Raw genomic sequence first — 15,940 nt, forward strand, 5'->3', positions numbered from 1 at the left:
CCCGCTCCCACAGGGTGCTGTGTTCAGCCAGCGATCTCTGCTTCAGTCAGCTCTTCCAGGGTTTTACCGCGCGTCTCCATCCCGAACAGCCACACCACCCCCGCCGCAATCGCAAAGCACAGCGCCCCCAGCGCAAACACCCCGCCCTGCCCGGTAATCGGGAACACCAGCCCGGTCACCAGCGGCCCGAGCAACGAGCCGACACGGCCAATCGCCGAGGCAAAGCCCGAGCCTGTGGCCCGCGCCGAAGTCGGGTACAACTCAGGCGTGTAGGTGTAGAGCACCGCCCACATGCCGAACAGGAAAAACTGCATCAGCAGCCCCGAGCTGATCAGCAAGGCGACGTTGCCGCCGAACACCGCACTCTGCCCGTAGAGAAACGCCATCACTCCGCCGCCGAGCAACGTCACGATGCACACCGGTTTGCGCCCCCAGCGTTCCACCAGCCACGCGGCCATCAGGAACCCGGGAATCCCACCCAGAGAAATCAGTACGGTGTAATACACCGACTGGGTCACGGCGAAACCCGACTGTTGCAACAACGCACTGAGCCACGATGTCAGCCCGTAGAAACCGAGCAAGGCGAAAAACCACAGACTCCAGATCATCGTGGTGCGCTGGCGATATTGCGGCGACCAGATCTGCTTGAGCGCCGAGAAGAAGTTGCCCGGCGGCGTCACTGTTCTTGGCAGGCGCACCGGCTTCGGCAGCGTTTCGACACCGAGCGAGGTGCGCACGCGCGCCTCGATGGCGCCCAGGACCTTGTCCGCGGCTTCGTGGCGTCCGGCTTGCTCCAGCCAGCGCGGTGATTCGGGAATGAAGAAACGGATCGCCAGCACAAACACCGCCGGCACCGCCAACACCAGGAAGATATCGCGCCAGCCAATCAGCGGCAGCAGAAAGTACGACAGCACCCCGGCGGCGACGAAACCCAGCGGCCAGAAACCGTCCATCAATGCAATGTAGCGCCCGCGCCGCTGCGCCGGGATCAACTCCGAAAGCATCGACTGTGCAATCGGAAACTCCATGCCCATGCCGATCCCCAGCAGGATGCGGAACAGCGTCAGGCTCTCGACCGTTTGCGCGGTCGAACACAGGTAACTGGCCACGCCCCACAGCACGATGCTCCACTGAAACACCGGTTTGCGCCCGAAGCGGTCGGCGAGCATGCCCGACAGGGACGCCCCCAGCACCATGCCGAAAAAACTCGAACTGGCGAGCAGGCCAGCCTGTGCACTGCTCAAGCCGAACTCGGTTTTGATCGAGCCAAGCAGGAACGTCATCATGGCCAGGTCCATGGAGTCGAAAAAGAACGCCAGGGCAATGATGATGAAAATGACCCGGTGATAACCGCTGAGCGGCAGCCGTTCCAGGCGTTCTGCCGCGCTGAAGTCTCGCGTATCCATGCCCATCCCCTCCGCAATGTGTGCGGATCGAGTGTGCGCGATAACGCCTCAGCGCTTTTTCTGGATACGACCTGTTCGCAGTCACAGGCGACGCCAGCGTCGAAGTGTCGGCCGGCGAACGCTCTATCACGCCAATTCCAGCTCGGTTTCCTTGGCGAACCGCTGGATTTCCCGCTGCCCGGCCGGGGTCACTTGCAAGGCTCGGGAGTCCTTGGGCAGCACCAGCCAGCCGGACTGCATGAACAGTTGCAGCACCGCCGCGCCGAGTGAACCGCCCAGGTGCGGGCGACGTTCACTCCAGTCCGGACAGGCGCACGCCACCTGAGCCTTGCGATGAGCGAGGGCCTGGATGAACACACCGCGGTTGGCCAGTTGCGTCGAGCCTTTGAGGGTCACCACGACCCGCTGCTCGATCTGTTCGAGCCAGCCGGCATCGAGCAGACGCTGATACAGATCGGCGGCCAGCGTGCCACCCAAATGATCATCGCAAAAGCGCGCACGCAGCAGTGAAGACGGCGCAGTCCGGGGATTGGCGCTCGGTGCCGAGCGTTTGAATACGTGAGGAATTTCCCGCGGTGCGCTGGCGATCGTGGCACTGGCCAGCGCTTCGATGGCCGCCGCGATCTCCGGGGCTGCCAGACGGAAAAAGCGCTTGCGCCCACGGACCTCGACTTTCAACAGGCCCCCGGCGGACAAACGCCCCAGATGCGCACTGGCCGAAGATGGCGACAACCCTGCCAGCAGCGCCAGCTCTTCGGTCTGGCGTGCCGAGCCATCCATCAACGCCCACATCATCGCACTGCGCTTGGGGTCGGCCAGCAGCGTGGCGATCTGGCTGATGCAAGGTGCATGTTCCATGTATTCACTCCCTGTTGAATCGTATCGTCTACTGCTCGAAGACATCTTGACCAGTAATGGGTCATCGGCCAAGACGGGTAAAACGCCATGAACCGGAGCAAGCCAGGCCGGTGCTGCGGCACCCGTCAATGGAGTGTCCGCGGCGTTTGTGCAGCGCTCGCCCGGCTCTGAAAAACCGGCCGGATTCAGTCCTGACCGGTTATCGGTGCAGGTTTGAGGCGGTCGCTAGTATAAGCGGGATGCACGCTGCTTCCTGCGCCGTGGCTGACACGAATGGTGATAGTTCCTGAGTGAAATTTCGCTAATTGCCTGCGACTAATGATCAACTTTCGGGAAATGGGGAAATTGACTACTCAATTCGGCGCATCGGCTGGCGAGCATTTCCCTCAAAAGGTTCACCGGCTTACTCAATTGTGCGCGATGGGCGCACAACAGATTCAGCGGAGCACGCTCACAGAGCAGCTCCGGCAGCAACACTTTGAGGCGCCCGGCGAGCACATCCGCGCCGACATCGAGCCACGATTTGTAGGCGATGCCCGCCCCCGCCACCGCCCACAACCGGACGACGTCGGCGTCATCGCTGAAGCGATCGCCACTGACCGTCAGGCCGACTTCACGTTTGCCGTCATGAAAACTCCAATAGTCGTGCACGCGGCTGCCGAGCATGTACAGCAGGCAATTGTGCTGCGCCAGTTGTTCGAGCTGACGCGGTTCGCCGTGGCGCGTCAGGTACGCCGGCGATGCGCAGAGCACGCGGCGATTGTCCGGAGCGATGGGCAGGGCCACCAGGCTCGAATCCTCGGGTTCGCCATAACGCAGGGCGATGTCCACAGGCTGGCGGAACAGGTCGGCGATGCGATCACCGAGCAACAGGCGCACGGTCAGTTTCGGATGCTCGCGCTGAAACTCGTCGAGCCACGGCAACAGCAGATTGCGCCCGAAATCCGAAGGCGCCGACAACTGCAGGATGCCGCTGACCTGATCCTGCGCGCTGGAGAGAAATCGCCGGCCTTCGTCCAGCGAACTCAACGCGGCCCGCGCGTATTCGAGGAAGCCTTCGCCCTCGGCGGTCAGACGCAGGCTGCGGGTCGAGCGCGCCAGCAAACGCACGCCCAGTTGCTGTTCGATGCGTTTGAGCGCGGCGCTGGCCACTGCCGCGGACATGTCCATCACCCGCGCCGCTGCCGACAGACTGCCCAGATCCGCCGCGCGAACGAACAACTGCAAATCGTCGAAACGCAGCATTCTCAGCCTCGATTATCAAAAAAATATTGAAAGAGACTGCTCTTTTAGCTGGTTTTATCGCGCCGAGAAATAGCCAATGATGGGTTCAAGCGAATTTATCCCGCGACCGGAGCCGCACATGTCCCAAGCATTCACCGCCATCGCCACCCTGATCGCCAAACCCGGCCAGCAGGACACCCTCGAAAACGCCCTGCGCGAACTGGTTGAGCCGAGTCGCGCCGAAGAAGGCTGCAGCCAGTACGACCTGCATCGCGACCTCGCCGATCCGCTGACCTTTTATGTGATCGAACACTGGGCCAGCGAGGAAATCCTCCAGGCGCACAACGCCAGCGCGCACTTCCAGAATTTCCAGGCCACAGCCGGCCACTGCATCGAACACTTCCAATTGAAACGCCTGGGCACCATCGCCTGAGCCCTTCTTCTATTACCGTTACGGAGCAAGTCATGAAAGCCATCGCCTATTACGCCTCCCTGCCGATCAGCGACGTAAAATCCCTGCAAGACATCGAACTGCCGGAGCCGGTCGCCGGCCCGCGCGACCTGCTGGTGGAAGTCAAAGCCATCTCGGTCAACCCGGTCGACACCAAGGTGCGGCAGAACGTGGCGCCGGAAAACGGCGCAGCAAAAGTACTGGGCTGGGACGTCGCCGGTGTGGTCAAAGCCGTCGGCAGTGAAGTGACGCTGTTCAAGGCCGGCGACAAAGTGTTTTACGCCGGCTCCATCGCCCGTGCCGGTGGCAACAGCGAGCTGCACGTGGTCGACGAGCGCATTGTTGGCCACATGCCCAAATCCCTCGGTTTTGCCGAAGCCGCCGCGCTGCCGCTGACCGCGATCACCGCGTGGGAACTGCTGTTCGAACGCCTGCAGATCCGTGAGGGCAAGACCGAAGAAGGTCAAAGCCTGCTGATCGTCGGCGCCGCTGGCGGCGTCGGTTCGATCCTCACCCAACTGGCCAGCCAGTTGACCGGCCTGAAGGTCATCGGCACCGCGTCCCGCGCACAGACTCGCGACTGGGTGACGGAGCTGGGCGCCGACCTGGTGATCGACCACAGCCAGCCGCTGAGCGAGGAACTGAAACGCGCCGGCATCGATCACGTGACCCACGTCGCCAGCCTGACCCAGACCGATCTGCACCTGGAGCAACTGGTCGAGGCGTTGGCCCCGCAAGGCAAACTCGCGCTGATCGACGATCCGAAGTCGCTGAACGTGAGCCAGCTCAAGCGCAAGAGCCTGTCGCTGCACTGGGAGTTCATGTACACCCGCTCGCTGTTCGAAACACCGGACATGATCGAGCAGCACAAGCTGCTCAACCGCGTGGCCGAGCTGATTGATGCGGGGACGTTGAAGACCACCGTCGGCGAGCATTTCGGCACGATCAACGCGGCGAACCTGCGCCGGGCGCATGAGCTGCTGGAAAGCGGCAAGGCCAAGGGCAAAATTGTTTTAGAAAGTTTCTGAAAACCCGGACGTCTTCATCAGCGCCAGTCCTTTCAAGGGCTGGCGCTGTTTTTTGCCGTCAGTCAGATGCTTGATCGTTGTCACAAATCCGATCGTATTCAGGTCTACACTCGAAGCCTCTGCGATGCATCTTTTACACAAGGGAGGTCAGTAATGAAGATCCTGATAAAAGAAGTGGCAAAGTCCCAATGGCAGGTTCGCCTGGACCAGCACGCCGTGACCTTTCGCAGTGAAGCCGAGGCGCTCGCCTTCACCCGCACCCTCGAAGCGCGCCTGCACGCGCCCCATCGGATTCCCGACCCCGGACAGCAACGCGCCGTCGGCTGAGGCAGTCAGGCTTCGGCCTGTGCTTGCGCCAACGCCCGGGCATTCTGCAAATGCCGGGTGTACATCGCGACGCTCACCACCAGCAACCCGCACAGGCTGATGACCATGGCCATCGGCATGGCGCTGCCATCGTGCAGAACGCCCACCAGCGAAGCCGCGCCGGAAGCCACGCTGAACTGCAGGCAGCCCATCAGTGCCGACGCACTACCGGCACGCGCACCCTGGCCGTTCATTGCACACGCCGCTGCGTTGGGCAGGATGCAGCCGAGGCTGGCGATACACACGAACAACGGGATCAACAGCGGCCACAACGCTTCGGTGTGCAGCGAGCTGACCGCGAGCAAAGAAACCCCGGCCAACAGATACACCCACACCGCCCGTGCCAGCAGGAATGCCGGACCGCGCTTGGCCAACAGCCGTGCGTTGACCTGGGCCACCAGAATGAAACCCGCCGCATTGGTGCCGAACAGCCAGCCGAAATGCTCGGCCGGTACGCCGTAGAGCTTGATGAAGACGAACGGCGAACCGGCGATATAGGAAAACATCCCGGCGACCGCGATCCCACCGGTCAGGGCGTGCCCGAGAAACACCCGGTCGCCGAACAACCGACCGTACTGGCGCAACGCACCGGACAATGGCTGGCGCGGCACATGGGCCGGCAGACTTTCTGGCAGCCCCAACGCCACAGCCAGGCCGGCCAGTGCGCTGAAGCCCGTCAGTGCGAGGAAGATCGACTGCCAGCCCGTGGTATTGACCAACAGACCGCCGAGCAACGGCGCGAGAATCGGCGCCAATCCCATCACCAGCATCAGTTGCGAAAAGACTTTCGCCGAACCGACCGCATCGCACTTGTCGCTGACCACCGCCCGGGAAATCACCATCCCCGCGCAGCCGCCCAGCGCCTGAACGAAACGCGCACCGATCAGCCATTCCAGATTCGGTGCATAAGCACAGGCCAGCGAGGCCAGGGTGAACAGGCCAACCCCGACGAGAAGTGGCAGGCGCCGCCCAAAACGGTCGGCCACCGGGCCGTATAGCAATTGACCGATCGACAGGCCGGCGAAATAGGCCGCCAAGGTCAGTTGCACATGCTTTTCATCAGTGCCAAAGGCCAGCGCCATCGACGGGAACGCGGGCAAATAGAAGTCGATCGCCAGCGGACCGAAGGCGCTCAGGGCACCAAGAATCAGAATGGTACGGAAGTTCATCAGGCATCCAGGTGGGATAGAAGTCGGCAGCCCGACAGTCTAGCCGCGCTGAGACACCTTGAACATTCCGATAGCTCGCTAACTATTAGAAATCAGATGACCTACACCTGAAACCTGTGGCGAGGGAGCTTGCTCCCGCTGAACTGCGCAGCACGCCGAGTGTTTTTCAATTGAAAAAAAGGGCCGCTTCGCGACCCGGCGGGAGCAAGCTCCCTCGCCACAGGGATTTATCGTTATCCGGCGAGTTTTACCGGGTAGCCCTCTTCGCTGATCACCTCGATCACCTGCTCGGCACTCAGCGAACTCTCGACGCCGACTTCTTTGGCCGCCAGATCGACCCGTACGCTGGCCGCCGGATCCTTCGCCTGCACGGCGTTGGTGATGGCTTTGACACAGTGGCCGCAGGACATGCCTTGAACGTTGAACACTTGCATGGATGGACTCCTTTGAGTGAGGTTGCCGGCAGTGTCGAGCTTGCCACCATGGCAAGGTCAAGTTCTGCAGAAAACTGCCGGGCTGGCAATCGGCGTCGCGCTCAGCCAAGCTGCGTGCATCAATGACTCAAATTCAGGAGATTCAGCCATGCGCTGGTCAGCTTTCAGCCTGTTTGGCTTGCTCAGCCTCTTTGCCGCCCTGCCCCAGGCCAACGCGACCGGTGAGGACTACGCCGTTCTGATCATCTCGCGCGAGCGTCTGGAAGTGCCGACTCCCTGCGAGATTGGCGTGTACGTCAATGATGAACTGGCAGCGCGCCTGCTTCAGGAACAGACCACTTCGTTCAACCTGCCCCACGGGACGATTTCCATCCGTCTGAAACAATTGCCTGGCCAGGTGCCGGGTTGCCAGGCAGGCATGCTCGCGCCGCCGGCGCAGGAGATCTCGCTCAAGGCCGGCGATGTGCTCAAGTACCGGATCGCGGCAAATGCCAAAGGCTTGTACCTGCGACCTGCCGCCCTCGAATACTAAGCAAAACTCCAAATGTGGGAGCGGGCTTGCTCGCGAATGCGCTGTGTCATTCAGCGATGATGTTGACTGACACAGCGCATTCGCGAGCAAGCCCGCTCCCACACTGTTTTTGTAGTGAGTCAAATATTGGCGCTTGACCTTGCCCGCGTGGCAAGGTTGATCCTTGTAGGCATCTTCTACAGGGAGTAAGACCGATGTCCGATTCCATCACCTTCGATCTGCCGATTGCCGGCATGACCTGCGCCAGTTGCGCCGGGCGTGTCGAGCGGGCGTTGCGCAAAGTCAGCGGCGCCAGTGCCGTCAGCGTCAATCTCGCCACCGAACAGGCCCGCGTCCAGGCGCCTGGTGAAAGCTTGCCGGCGTTGATGGAGGCGGTTGAACGCGCCGGTTACAGCGTGCCACAGCAGACGGTGGAGTTGAGCATCGACGGCATGACCTGCGCCTCGTGCGTCGGTCGCGTCGAGCGCGCCCTGAACAAAGTCCCCGGGGTGAAGAGCGTCAGCGTCAACCTCGCCAACGAACGCGCACACCTCGAATGGCTCGGTCAGGTCGACATTCAGTCGCTGCTCGATGCTGTAAGCAAGGCCGGTTACTCGGCCAGCGTCTGGCAAGCCGAACATCCCACTACCGATAATCAGCAGCAGCGCCTGCAACATGAGCGCTGGGCGCTGATCTGCGCGATCGTCCTGGCGTTGCCGCTGGTGTTGCCGATGCTGCTGCAACCGTTCGGCATTCACTGGATGCTTCCGGCCTGGGCGCAATTTGCCCTTGCCACGCCGGTGCAATTCATTTTCGGCGCACGATTTTATGTGGCCGCGTGGAAAGCCGTGCGTGCCGGCGCCGGCAACATGGATTTGCTGGTGGCCCTCGGCACCAGCGCCGGTTATGGCTTGAGCCTGTACGAATGGGCCACCGCCTCTGGGCGCATGCCGCATCTGTATTTCGAAGCCTCGGCGGTGGTGATCGCCCTGGTGCTCCTCGGCAAATACCTGGAAAGCCGCGCCAAACGCCAGACCGCCAGCGCCATCCGCGCCCTCGAAGCCTTGCGTCCGGAACGGGCGATTCAGGTCATCGACGGTCGCGAGCAGGACGTGGCGATCAGCGCCCTGCGTCTGAACGATCAGGTCTTGGTCAAACCCGGTGAACGTTTCCCGGTAGACGGCGAAGTACTTGAAGGCCAAAGCCACGCCGACGAAGCGCTGATCAGCGGCGAAAGCCTGCCAGTGCCAAAACAGCCGGGCGACAAGGTCACCGGTGGTGCGATCAACGGTGAAGGCCGACTGCTGGTGCGCACCACCGCCCTCGGCGCGGAAAGCGTGCTGGCGCGGATCATCCGTCTGGTAGAAGACGCTCAGGCGGCGAAAGCGCCGATCCAAAAACTGGTGGATAAAGTCAGCCAGGTGTTCGTGCCCAGCGTGTTGCTGATCGCCCTCGCCACCCTGATCGGCTGGTGGCTATACGGCGCGCCCATGGAAACCGCGTTGATCAACGCTGTTGCCGTGCTGGTGATTGCCTGTCCGTGTGCCCTCGGCCTCGCTACCCCGACGGCAATCATGGCCGGCACCGGCGTGGCTGCGCGCCATGGGATTCTGATCAAAGATGCCGAAGCGCTGGAACGTGCCCATGCAGTCGACAACGTGGTCTTCGACAAGACCGGCACGCTGACTTCCGGCACCCCGCGTATCGCCCATTTCAGTGCGCTGGATGGCGATGAAAATACTCTGCTGAGACTGGCCGGTGCCCTGCAACGCGGCAGCGAGCATCCGCTGGCCAAAGCCGTGCTGGACGCGGCCGCCGAGCGTGACCTGAGCGTGCCGGATGTCAGCGACAGCCAGTCCCTGACCGGGCGCGGTATCGCTGGCACGCTTGATGGTCGGCGCCTGGCGCTGGGCAATCGGCGCTTGCTGGAAGAAAGCGGCTTGAGCGCCGGCCACCTCGCCGAGTCCGCCAAGGCCTGGGAAAGCCAAGGCCGGACCTTGTCGTGGCTGATCGAGCAAAGCCCGGAACCACGTGTACTCGGCTTGTTCGCCTTCGGCGACACGCTCAAGCCCGGCGCACTGCAAGCCGTGCAGCAACTGGCCGCCCGAGGTATCCACAGCCATCTGCTGACCGGCGACAACCGTGGCAGCGCCAAAGTCGTCGCCGAGGCCCTGGGTATCAACAATGTCCACGCCGAAGTACTCCCCGCCGACAAAGCCGCGACCGTCGCCGAACTGAAGAAAACCGGCGTGGTGGCGATGGTCGGCGACGGCATCAACGACGCCCCGGCACTGGCCGCAGCGGACATCGGCATCGCCATGGGCGGCGGTACCGATGTGGCCATGCACGCCGCCGGCATCACTCTGATGCGCGGCGATCCACGGCTGGTGTCGGCAGCACTGGAGATCAGCCGCAAGACCTACGCGAAGATCCGCCAGAACCTGTTCTGGGCCTTCGTCTACAACCTGGTCGGCATTCCGCTGGCAGCGCTCGGCTTCCTCAATCCGGTGCTGGCCGGTGCGGCGATGGCGCTGTCGAGCGTCAGCGTGGTGAGCAATGCGCTACTGTTGAAAACCTGGAAACCGAAGGATCTGGAGGAGCACCGATGAACATCGGCCAAGCGGCCCGGCACAGTGGCCTGAGCGCGAAGATGATCCGCTATTACGAGTCGATCGGCCTGCTCAAGGCTGCCCATCGCACCGACAGCGGCTACCGGGTCTACAGCGAAGATGACCTGCACACCCTGGCGTTCATCAAGCGTTCGCGGGATCTGGGCTTTTCCCTTGAGGAAGTCGGCAAGCTGCTGACCCTGTGGCAGGATCGCCAGCGTGCCAGTGCCGATGTGAAAGCGCTGGCGCGTCAGCATATCGACGAGCTGAACCGGAAGATCCGCGAACTCGGCGAGCTGCGCGACACCCTGCAGGATCTGGTCGAGCACTGTAATGGCGACCATCGCCCCGATTGCCCGATCCTCAAGGAACTGGCGTCGGGCTGCTGCGCGCAACCCGTCCGCGCCTGAGTGCCAGCCCCTTCACGACCAACAATGTGCCGAGCGGGATGCCGTGGAACAGCATGACCACGGCACCCGGCGTCCACGAACCGTAAAACGGCGCGGCAATCAGCATGCCGACGCCGAACCCGGTCATTTGCAGCAAGGTCAGGAAACTGAAAATCGGCAGGCGCAAATGCTCGGGCTCACGTTGCAGGCGCGACATCAGGCTGACTTCGGAGACGCCATCACCCAGCCCCGCCGGCAGGGAAAACAGCAGCAGACCGAGCAGGCTGTGCTGCTGGAACATCAGGATGAAACCGCAGGACATCAGCGCCACGCCGAAGAAATACCGTCGCTCCAGATCACGGTTATCCGTGCCTTTGAGGCGACTGGCAATCCGCGCACCCAGCAGTTTGCCGCTGGCCCACACCGCCAGCATCAGGCCCAGCGTGGTGCTGGCCGAATCGGGTGTGAGCAATTTGGAGATGATCGGGAACCCGACGTTGTGCGCGGCACTGCCCAAGGTGTCGGCCATGGTCACGGCGAGCATCGCCGCAATCACCGGAGCGCTGCGCAGGCCTTGTTTCAGGGCTGACCATTCGCCGCGTTCGCTGGTTGATTGTTCGCTGACTTCTGCAGCGGTGAAGCGCAACGGCGCAATCAACAGCGCCGCCAGCACATAGGTCAGTGCGTTGAGCGCGAAGACCGTTTCGAAACCGAAGGCTGCCACCAGCAAACCGGACACCAGGCTGCCGCCGACCATCGCCGCCGACGACGCCGAGGTGATCCAGGCATTGGTTTTCAGTAGCAGCGCCGGCTCGATCAACCTCGGCAACTGGCTGTTGAGACCGATGGCGAACATCGAGTTGCCAAAACCCAGGCCGAAGGCGATCACCGGTAACAGCAACGCCTGCTGGCTCAGCGGCAGGATCAACAGCAGGCCAAGCAACGCCGCGCGCAGCAGATCGAAAGCGATCAACGGCACCCGGCCATTCCAGCGCCGATAGAAGCGCGTACCGATCAGACTGGCAAAAATCCCCCCGCCAACCCGGCTGGCGAGAAAGATCCCGACGCTCATGGCGCTGTTGCTCAGCAGGTAGACATAGGTCGCCAGCGCGACCATGTTGAGGAAGGCGCCGAAGTCGGAGATCAGCCGGGCGCTGATGATGAGGCGGGCGTTCACATTCAATCCTTGAGTGTGCGAGGGGCGACAAGATTCCCACACACATTCCAGGAACACCACACATCCCTGTGGGAGCGGGCTTGCCCGCGAAGGCGGTGTGTCAGCCAACAAGGATGGCGGCTGATACGCCCCCTTCGCGAGCAAGCCCGCTCCCACAGGGGATCTGCGGTGGTTCTGGAAATGCGGCAGGCACAAAAAACCCGGCCGAAGCCGGGTTTCTGTTCAAACGCTTACTGCATCCACGGTGGCGGAGGCGGTTCGTCGGACTTGCCCTTGGGCTCGTCATCCGCCGCACGGATCGCCTGCTTGCGCTCTTCGTCGAGCCGCGCCGCTTCGATCTCGCGCAACACACCGCCAACGTCGGCCAGATCTTCCGGATCATCGAACTCACCGGTCAGCACGCTGTTGGGGTGCAAGGTGCCGGCTTCGTACAGCGCCCACATTTCTTTCGCGTAGCGGGTCTGCTTCAGCTCCGGGGCAAAACGCCCGAAGTACGAAGCCATGTTGCCCACATCGCGCTCGAGCATGCTGAACGCGTGGTTGTTGCCAGCGGCATCCACCGCCTGCGGCAGGTCGATGATCACCGGGCCGGTCGGGGTCAGCAGCACGTTGAACTCCGAGAGGTCACCGTGCACCAGACCGGTACACAACATCAGCACGATCTGCGAGATCAGGAACGCGTGATACTCGCGGGCCTGATCCGGCTCCAGCACCACGTCGTTCAGACGCGGCGCGGCATCGCCGTACTCATCGGCCACCAGTTCCATCAGCAGCACGCCATCCAGAAAGTCGTATGGCTTGGGCACTCGCACGCCGGCACCGGCCAGACGGAACAGCGCCGCGACTTCGGCGTTCTGCCAGGCGTCTTCGGTCTCTTTGCGACCGAATTTCGAACCCTTGGCCATCGCCCGGGCCTGCCGGCTGTTACGCACCTTGCGGCCTTCCTGATACTCGGCTGCCTGGCGGAAACTGCGTTTGTTCGCCTCCTTGTAAACCTTCGCGCAACGTAACTGGTTACCGCAGCGCACCACATAAACAGCTGCTTCTTTACCACTCATGAGTGGGCGCAGCACTTCGTCGACCAGACCGTCTTCGATCAGGGGTTCAATGCGTTTTGGAGTCTTCATCAGCTTTTATTGTGGGTCCTTTATTACCAAACACGCGAATGTCACTCGTTATACGGCAATCCTCGCGCTACGGGGAGGGGTTGCCGACCTGTGAACCCTGTGGATGCACACACTGTGCCGAAATAATCGAGCTTTGCCGATCATAGCCGAGCCGACCTTGCTTGTAGTTATCGGCCGTCGAGGGCATTTGCGACAGAATCTGACATCGCATGCATTTCCCTCCTGTGGGAGCGGGCTTGCTCGCGAAGGCGGTATGTCAGCCATAATTACAGTAACTGACACGGCCCCTTCGCGAGCAAGCCCGCTCCCACAGGGGGATTGCGCTCAACGTTCGATAATCGCGGTGACACCCTGGCCCCCAGCGGCACAGATCGAAATCAGGCCCCTGCCCTTGCCCGCCGCATCCAGCAGTTTTGCCAGGTTGGCGACAATCCGCCCGCCGGTCGCGGCAAACGGATGCCCCGCCGCCAACGAGCTGCCTTTCACATTCAGCCGGCTGCGGTCGATCGAACCCAGCGGTGCGTCCAGCCCCAGGCGCGTCTTGCAGTATTCCGGGTCTTCCCAGGCCTTGAGCGTGCACAGCACCTGCGCGGCAAACGCTTCGTGAATTTCGTAGTAATCGAAGTCTTGCAGGGTCAACCCATTACGCGCCAGCAGGCGCGGCACTGCATACACCGGCGCCATCAACAGGCCTTCGGCGCCGTTGACGAAATCCACCGCCGCCGCTTCGCCATCGCGCAGGTAGGCGAGGATCGGCAAACCACGCTCCTTCGCCCATTCCTCGCTGCCCAGCAGCACCACCGAGGCGCCGTCGGTGAGTGGCGTGGAGTTGCCTGCCGTCAGCGTGCCCTTCGCGCTTTTTTCGAAAGCGGGTTTGAGCGTGGCGAGTTTTTCCAGGGTCAGGTCCGGGCGCAGGTTGTTGTCGCGGGTCAGGCCGAGGAAAGGCGTCATCAGATCGTTGTGCCAGCCTTCACTGTAGGACGCGGCGAGTTTGTGATGGCTTTCGAGGGCCAGTTGATCCTGCTCCTCACGGGGGATGTTCCAGGTCTGCGCCATCAGTTCGCAGTGCTGGCCCATCGACAGACCGGTACGCGGTTCGCCGTTACGCGGAAACTCCGGGATCAGGTGCCGCGGACGCAGTTGCAGAAAGGTCTTCAGCTTGTCGCCGGTGGTCTTGGCGCGGTTGGCCTGCAGGAGGATTTTGCGCAAGCCTTCGCTGACGCTGATCGGCGCGTCCGAGGTGGTGTCGACGCCACCGGCAATGCCGCAGTCAATCTGGCCGAGGGCGATTTTGTTGGCCACCAGCAGCGCCGCCTCCAGCCCGGTGCCGCAGGCTTGCTGGATGTCATAGGCCGGGGTGGCCGGCGACAGCCGCGAGCCGAGCACGCACTCGCGGGTCAGGTTCATATCTCGTGACAATTTAAGCACCGCACCCGCCACCACTTCGCCGATGCGCAGGCCGTGCAGGTTGTAGCGTTCGATCAGGCCTTCCAGGGCAGCAGTGAGCATCACCTGATTGCTGGCAGTGGCGTACGGCCCGTTGGAACGGGCGAAAGGAATACGGTTACCACCGATGATGGCGACGCGGCGCAGCTGACTCATGAAAAGCTCCTTGTTGATCCGAATTCATGGAAATCCCTGTGGGAGCTGGCTTGCCAGCGATAGGGCCGGCACCTCCAGCATTTCCAGTGGCTGACACTCCGCCATCGCTGGCAAGCCAGCTCCCACAGGGACGGTGGTCTACTCTGCTGTTCTAGCGTAGGCCTTATTGCGTGGATCGAACGATTGATTGCCGTTGGTAGTCCACACTTTGAACCCCAACTTTTGGAGAGCGTTCCATGTCTGACCGCTATATCGACTTCGCCAACTCATCCATCGGCCACCGTCTGGTCGGGGCTTTGGGCCTGCCGTCGCCGGTGCGGCTGGAACGCTGGCAGGCCGGACGCCTGCGGCCGGTGGACGGCGCGCTGCTGATCGGTGGCGGGCCGCTGGCCGAGCGGGTCAATGCGTTCGCCAACCGCCTGACCGATGCGATCTACAGCTACGGCACTGAACCGTCGCTGGCCACCGCGTGGATTCCCGGGCACGGGCCTAAACTCAAGGCCGTGGTGTTCGACGCCAGCGACCTGCAGCACACCGACCAGCTCAAACAGCTGCGCGAGTTCTTCCAGCCGTTGATGAAAAACCTCGACAGCAGCGCGCACCTGGTGATCCTGGGCCGCGCCCCGGAAACCCTGCGCGATCCGTTTGCGTCCAGTGCACAGCGAGCGCTCGAAGGCTTTTCGCGTTCGCTGGCCAAGGAGCTGCGTAGCGGCGGCACGCTGCAACTGATCTATGTCGGTGACGGCGCTGAAGATCAGCTTGAGGGGCCGCTGCGATTTTTCCTGTCGCCGAAAAGTGCCTTTGTCTCCGGGCAAGTGATTCGCCTGGGCCCGTGCGCCACGCCGGTCACCGATTGGACCCGGCCATTGGCCGGACGCAAGGCGCTGGTCACCGGCGCGGCACGCGGGATCGGCGCCTCGATTGCCGAGACCCTCGCCCGCGATGGCGCCGAGGTGATTCTGCTCGACGTCCCCCCGGCCAAGACTGATCTGGAAGCCCTCGCCGCACGTCTTGGCGGCCGGGCGATCACCCTTGATATCTGTGCCGAAGATGCCGCCGCGCACCTGATCGAACAACTGCCGGACGGCCTCGACATTCTGGTGCACAACGCCGGGATCACCCGCGACAAGACCCTGGCCAACATGACCCCGGAATTCTGGGACGCGGTGCTGGCGGTCAACCTCAATGCCCCGCAAGTGCTGACCAAGGCGCTGCTCGACAGCGGCACCCTGCACGACAATGCGCGGGTGATTCTGCTGGCCTCGATCAGCGGCATCGCCGGCAATCGTGGACAGACCAACTACGCCGCGAGCAAGGCCGGGCTGATCGGCCTGGCCCAGGCCTGGGCGCCGACGCTGCACGAGCGCGGCATCAGCATCAACGCCGTGGCCCCGGGCTTCATCGAAACCCAGATGACCGCGCACATCCCGTTCGGCCTGCGTGAGGCCGGACGGCGCATGAGTTCGCTGGGCCAGGGCGGCTTGCCGCAAGACGTCGCCGAAGCCGTCGCGTGGCTGGCGCAACCGGGCACCGGCGCATTTACCGGCCAGGCGCTGCGGGTCTGTGGACAAAGTGTTCTGGGGGCATAG

The 15,940-nt window shown here is 62.6% G+C and carries 15 protein-coding genes; 7 read left to right on the forward strand and 8 right to left on the reverse strand.

All coding sequences use genetic code 11. The features are described from left to right. Positions 1 to 23: 23 nt before the first annotated feature. From V3W27_RS20320 to V3W27_RS20330, 3 genes are all read right to left on the reverse strand, one after another. Positions 24 to 1,406, reverse strand: coding sequence for an MFS transporter (locus V3W27_RS20320; RefSeq protein WP_330207384.1), 1,383 nt, complete (start codon positions 1,404 to 1,406; stop codon positions 24 to 26). Positions 1,407 to 1,532: 126 nt separating this feature from the next. Then, entirely contained in the window at positions 1,533 to 2,264 is a 732-nt protein-coding gene (locus V3W27_RS20325; RefSeq protein WP_097089938.1) for an ArsR/SmtB family transcription factor, read from the reverse strand. A gap of 315 nt (positions 2,265 to 2,579) precedes the next feature. Beyond that, a complete protein-coding gene (locus V3W27_RS20330) occupies positions 2,580 to 3,509 on the reverse strand; it encodes a LysR family transcriptional regulator (protein ID WP_330207385.1) in 930 nt (309 codons plus the stop codon). A gap of 118 nt (positions 3,510 to 3,627) precedes the next feature. On the opposite strand from V3W27_RS20330, the gene V3W27_RS20335 reads away from it, so the two are divergent. The 3 genes from V3W27_RS20335 to V3W27_RS20345 all read left to right on the forward strand — a co-directional run bounded on the left by V3W27_RS20335 (position 3,628) and on the right by V3W27_RS20345 (position 5,294). Next, the gene (locus V3W27_RS20335) at positions 3,628 to 3,921 is read left to right on the forward strand and encodes a putative quinol monooxygenase (protein ID WP_330207386.1); all 294 of its coding nucleotides are present in this window, start codon (positions 3,628 to 3,630) and stop codon (positions 3,919 to 3,921) included. 32 nt (positions 3,922 to 3,953) lie between these two features. After that, the gene (locus V3W27_RS20340; RefSeq protein WP_330207387.1) at positions 3,954 to 4,967 is read left to right on the forward strand and encodes a zinc-binding alcohol dehydrogenase family protein; all 1,014 of its coding nucleotides are present in this window, start codon (positions 3,954 to 3,956) and stop codon (positions 4,965 to 4,967) included. 153 nt (positions 4,968 to 5,120) lie between these two features. Next, positions 5,121 to 5,294 carry a hypothetical protein gene (locus tag V3W27_RS20345; protein ID WP_166496092.1) on the forward strand — a complete coding sequence of 58 codons (174 nt, stop codon included), beginning with the start codon at positions 5,121 to 5,123 and terminating at the stop codon, positions 5,292 to 5,294. A gap of 5 nt (positions 5,295 to 5,299) precedes the next feature. Here V3W27_RS20345 and V3W27_RS20350 read toward each other — a convergent pair whose 3' ends face one another. Both V3W27_RS20350 and V3W27_RS20355 read right to left on the reverse strand, forming a co-directional pair. Next, a complete protein-coding gene (locus V3W27_RS20350) occupies positions 5,300 to 6,502 on the reverse strand; it encodes a multidrug effflux MFS transporter (RefSeq protein ID WP_027613631.1) in 1,203 nt (400 codons plus the stop codon). Positions 6,503 to 6,735: 233 nt separating this feature from the next. Then, positions 6,736 to 6,936 carry a heavy-metal-associated domain-containing protein gene (locus V3W27_RS20355; RefSeq protein ID WP_096794848.1) on the reverse strand — a complete coding sequence of 67 codons (201 nt, stop codon included), beginning with the start codon at positions 6,934 to 6,936 and terminating at the stop codon, positions 6,736 to 6,738. Positions 6,937 to 7,084: 148 nt separating this feature from the next. On the opposite strand from V3W27_RS20355, the gene V3W27_RS20360 reads away from it, so the two are divergent. From V3W27_RS20360 to cueR, 3 genes are all read left to right on the forward strand, one after another. After that, the gene (locus V3W27_RS20360) at positions 7,085 to 7,468 is read left to right on the forward strand and encodes a hypothetical protein (protein WP_027613629.1); all 384 of its coding nucleotides are present in this window, start codon (positions 7,085 to 7,087) and stop codon (positions 7,466 to 7,468) included. A 194-nt stretch (positions 7,469 to 7,662) separates the two neighbouring features. Beyond that, positions 7,663 to 10,056, forward strand: coding sequence for a heavy metal translocating P-type ATPase (locus V3W27_RS20365; protein WP_330207388.1), 2,394 nt, complete (start codon positions 7,663 to 7,665; stop codon positions 10,054 to 10,056). Further along, the gene (cueR, locus tag V3W27_RS20370) at positions 10,053 to 10,466 is read left to right on the forward strand and encodes a Cu(I)-responsive transcriptional regulator (RefSeq protein ID WP_330207389.1); all 414 of its coding nucleotides are present in this window, start codon (positions 10,053 to 10,055) and stop codon (positions 10,464 to 10,466) included. Before V3W27_RS20365 ends, cueR begins: the two co-directional genes overlap by 4 nt. Here the strand turns inward: cueR and V3W27_RS20375 are convergent. The 3 genes from V3W27_RS20375 to V3W27_RS20385 all read right to left on the reverse strand — a co-directional run bounded on the left by V3W27_RS20375 (position 10,420) and on the right by V3W27_RS20385 (position 14,351). Beyond that, the gene (locus V3W27_RS20375; protein ID WP_330207390.1) at positions 10,420 to 11,622 is read right to left on the reverse strand and encodes an MFS transporter; all 1,203 of its coding nucleotides are present in this window, start codon (positions 11,620 to 11,622) and stop codon (positions 10,420 to 10,422) included. The two genes, cueR and V3W27_RS20375, sit on opposite strands and share 47 nt — an antisense overlap. Positions 11,623 to 11,852: 230 nt before the next feature. After that, entirely contained in the window at positions 11,853 to 12,749 is an 897-nt protein-coding gene (locus V3W27_RS20380; protein ID WP_003221347.1) for a PA4780 family RIO1-like protein kinase, read from the reverse strand. A gap of 324 nt (positions 12,750 to 13,073) precedes the next feature. Further along, the gene (locus V3W27_RS20385) at positions 13,074 to 14,351 is read right to left on the reverse strand and encodes an acetyl-CoA C-acetyltransferase (RefSeq protein ID WP_183783578.1); all 1,278 of its coding nucleotides are present in this window, start codon (positions 14,349 to 14,351) and stop codon (positions 13,074 to 13,076) included. Between the two features lie 236 nt (positions 14,352 to 14,587). Here V3W27_RS20385 and V3W27_RS20390 point away from each other — a divergent pair, with 236 nt between their 5' ends. Continuing rightward, on the forward strand, positions 14,588 to 15,940 hold the full coding sequence (locus V3W27_RS20390; RefSeq protein WP_330207391.1) for a 3-oxoacyl-ACP reductase: 1,353 nt from the start codon (positions 14,588 to 14,590) through the stop codon (positions 15,938 to 15,940).

The organism is Pseudomonas sp. AM14(2022) (assembly GCF_036346455.1).
In the GTDB taxonomy this organism is placed as follows: Bacteria; Pseudomonadota; Gammaproteobacteria; order Pseudomonadales; family Pseudomonadaceae; genus Aquipseudomonas; species Aquipseudomonas putida_A.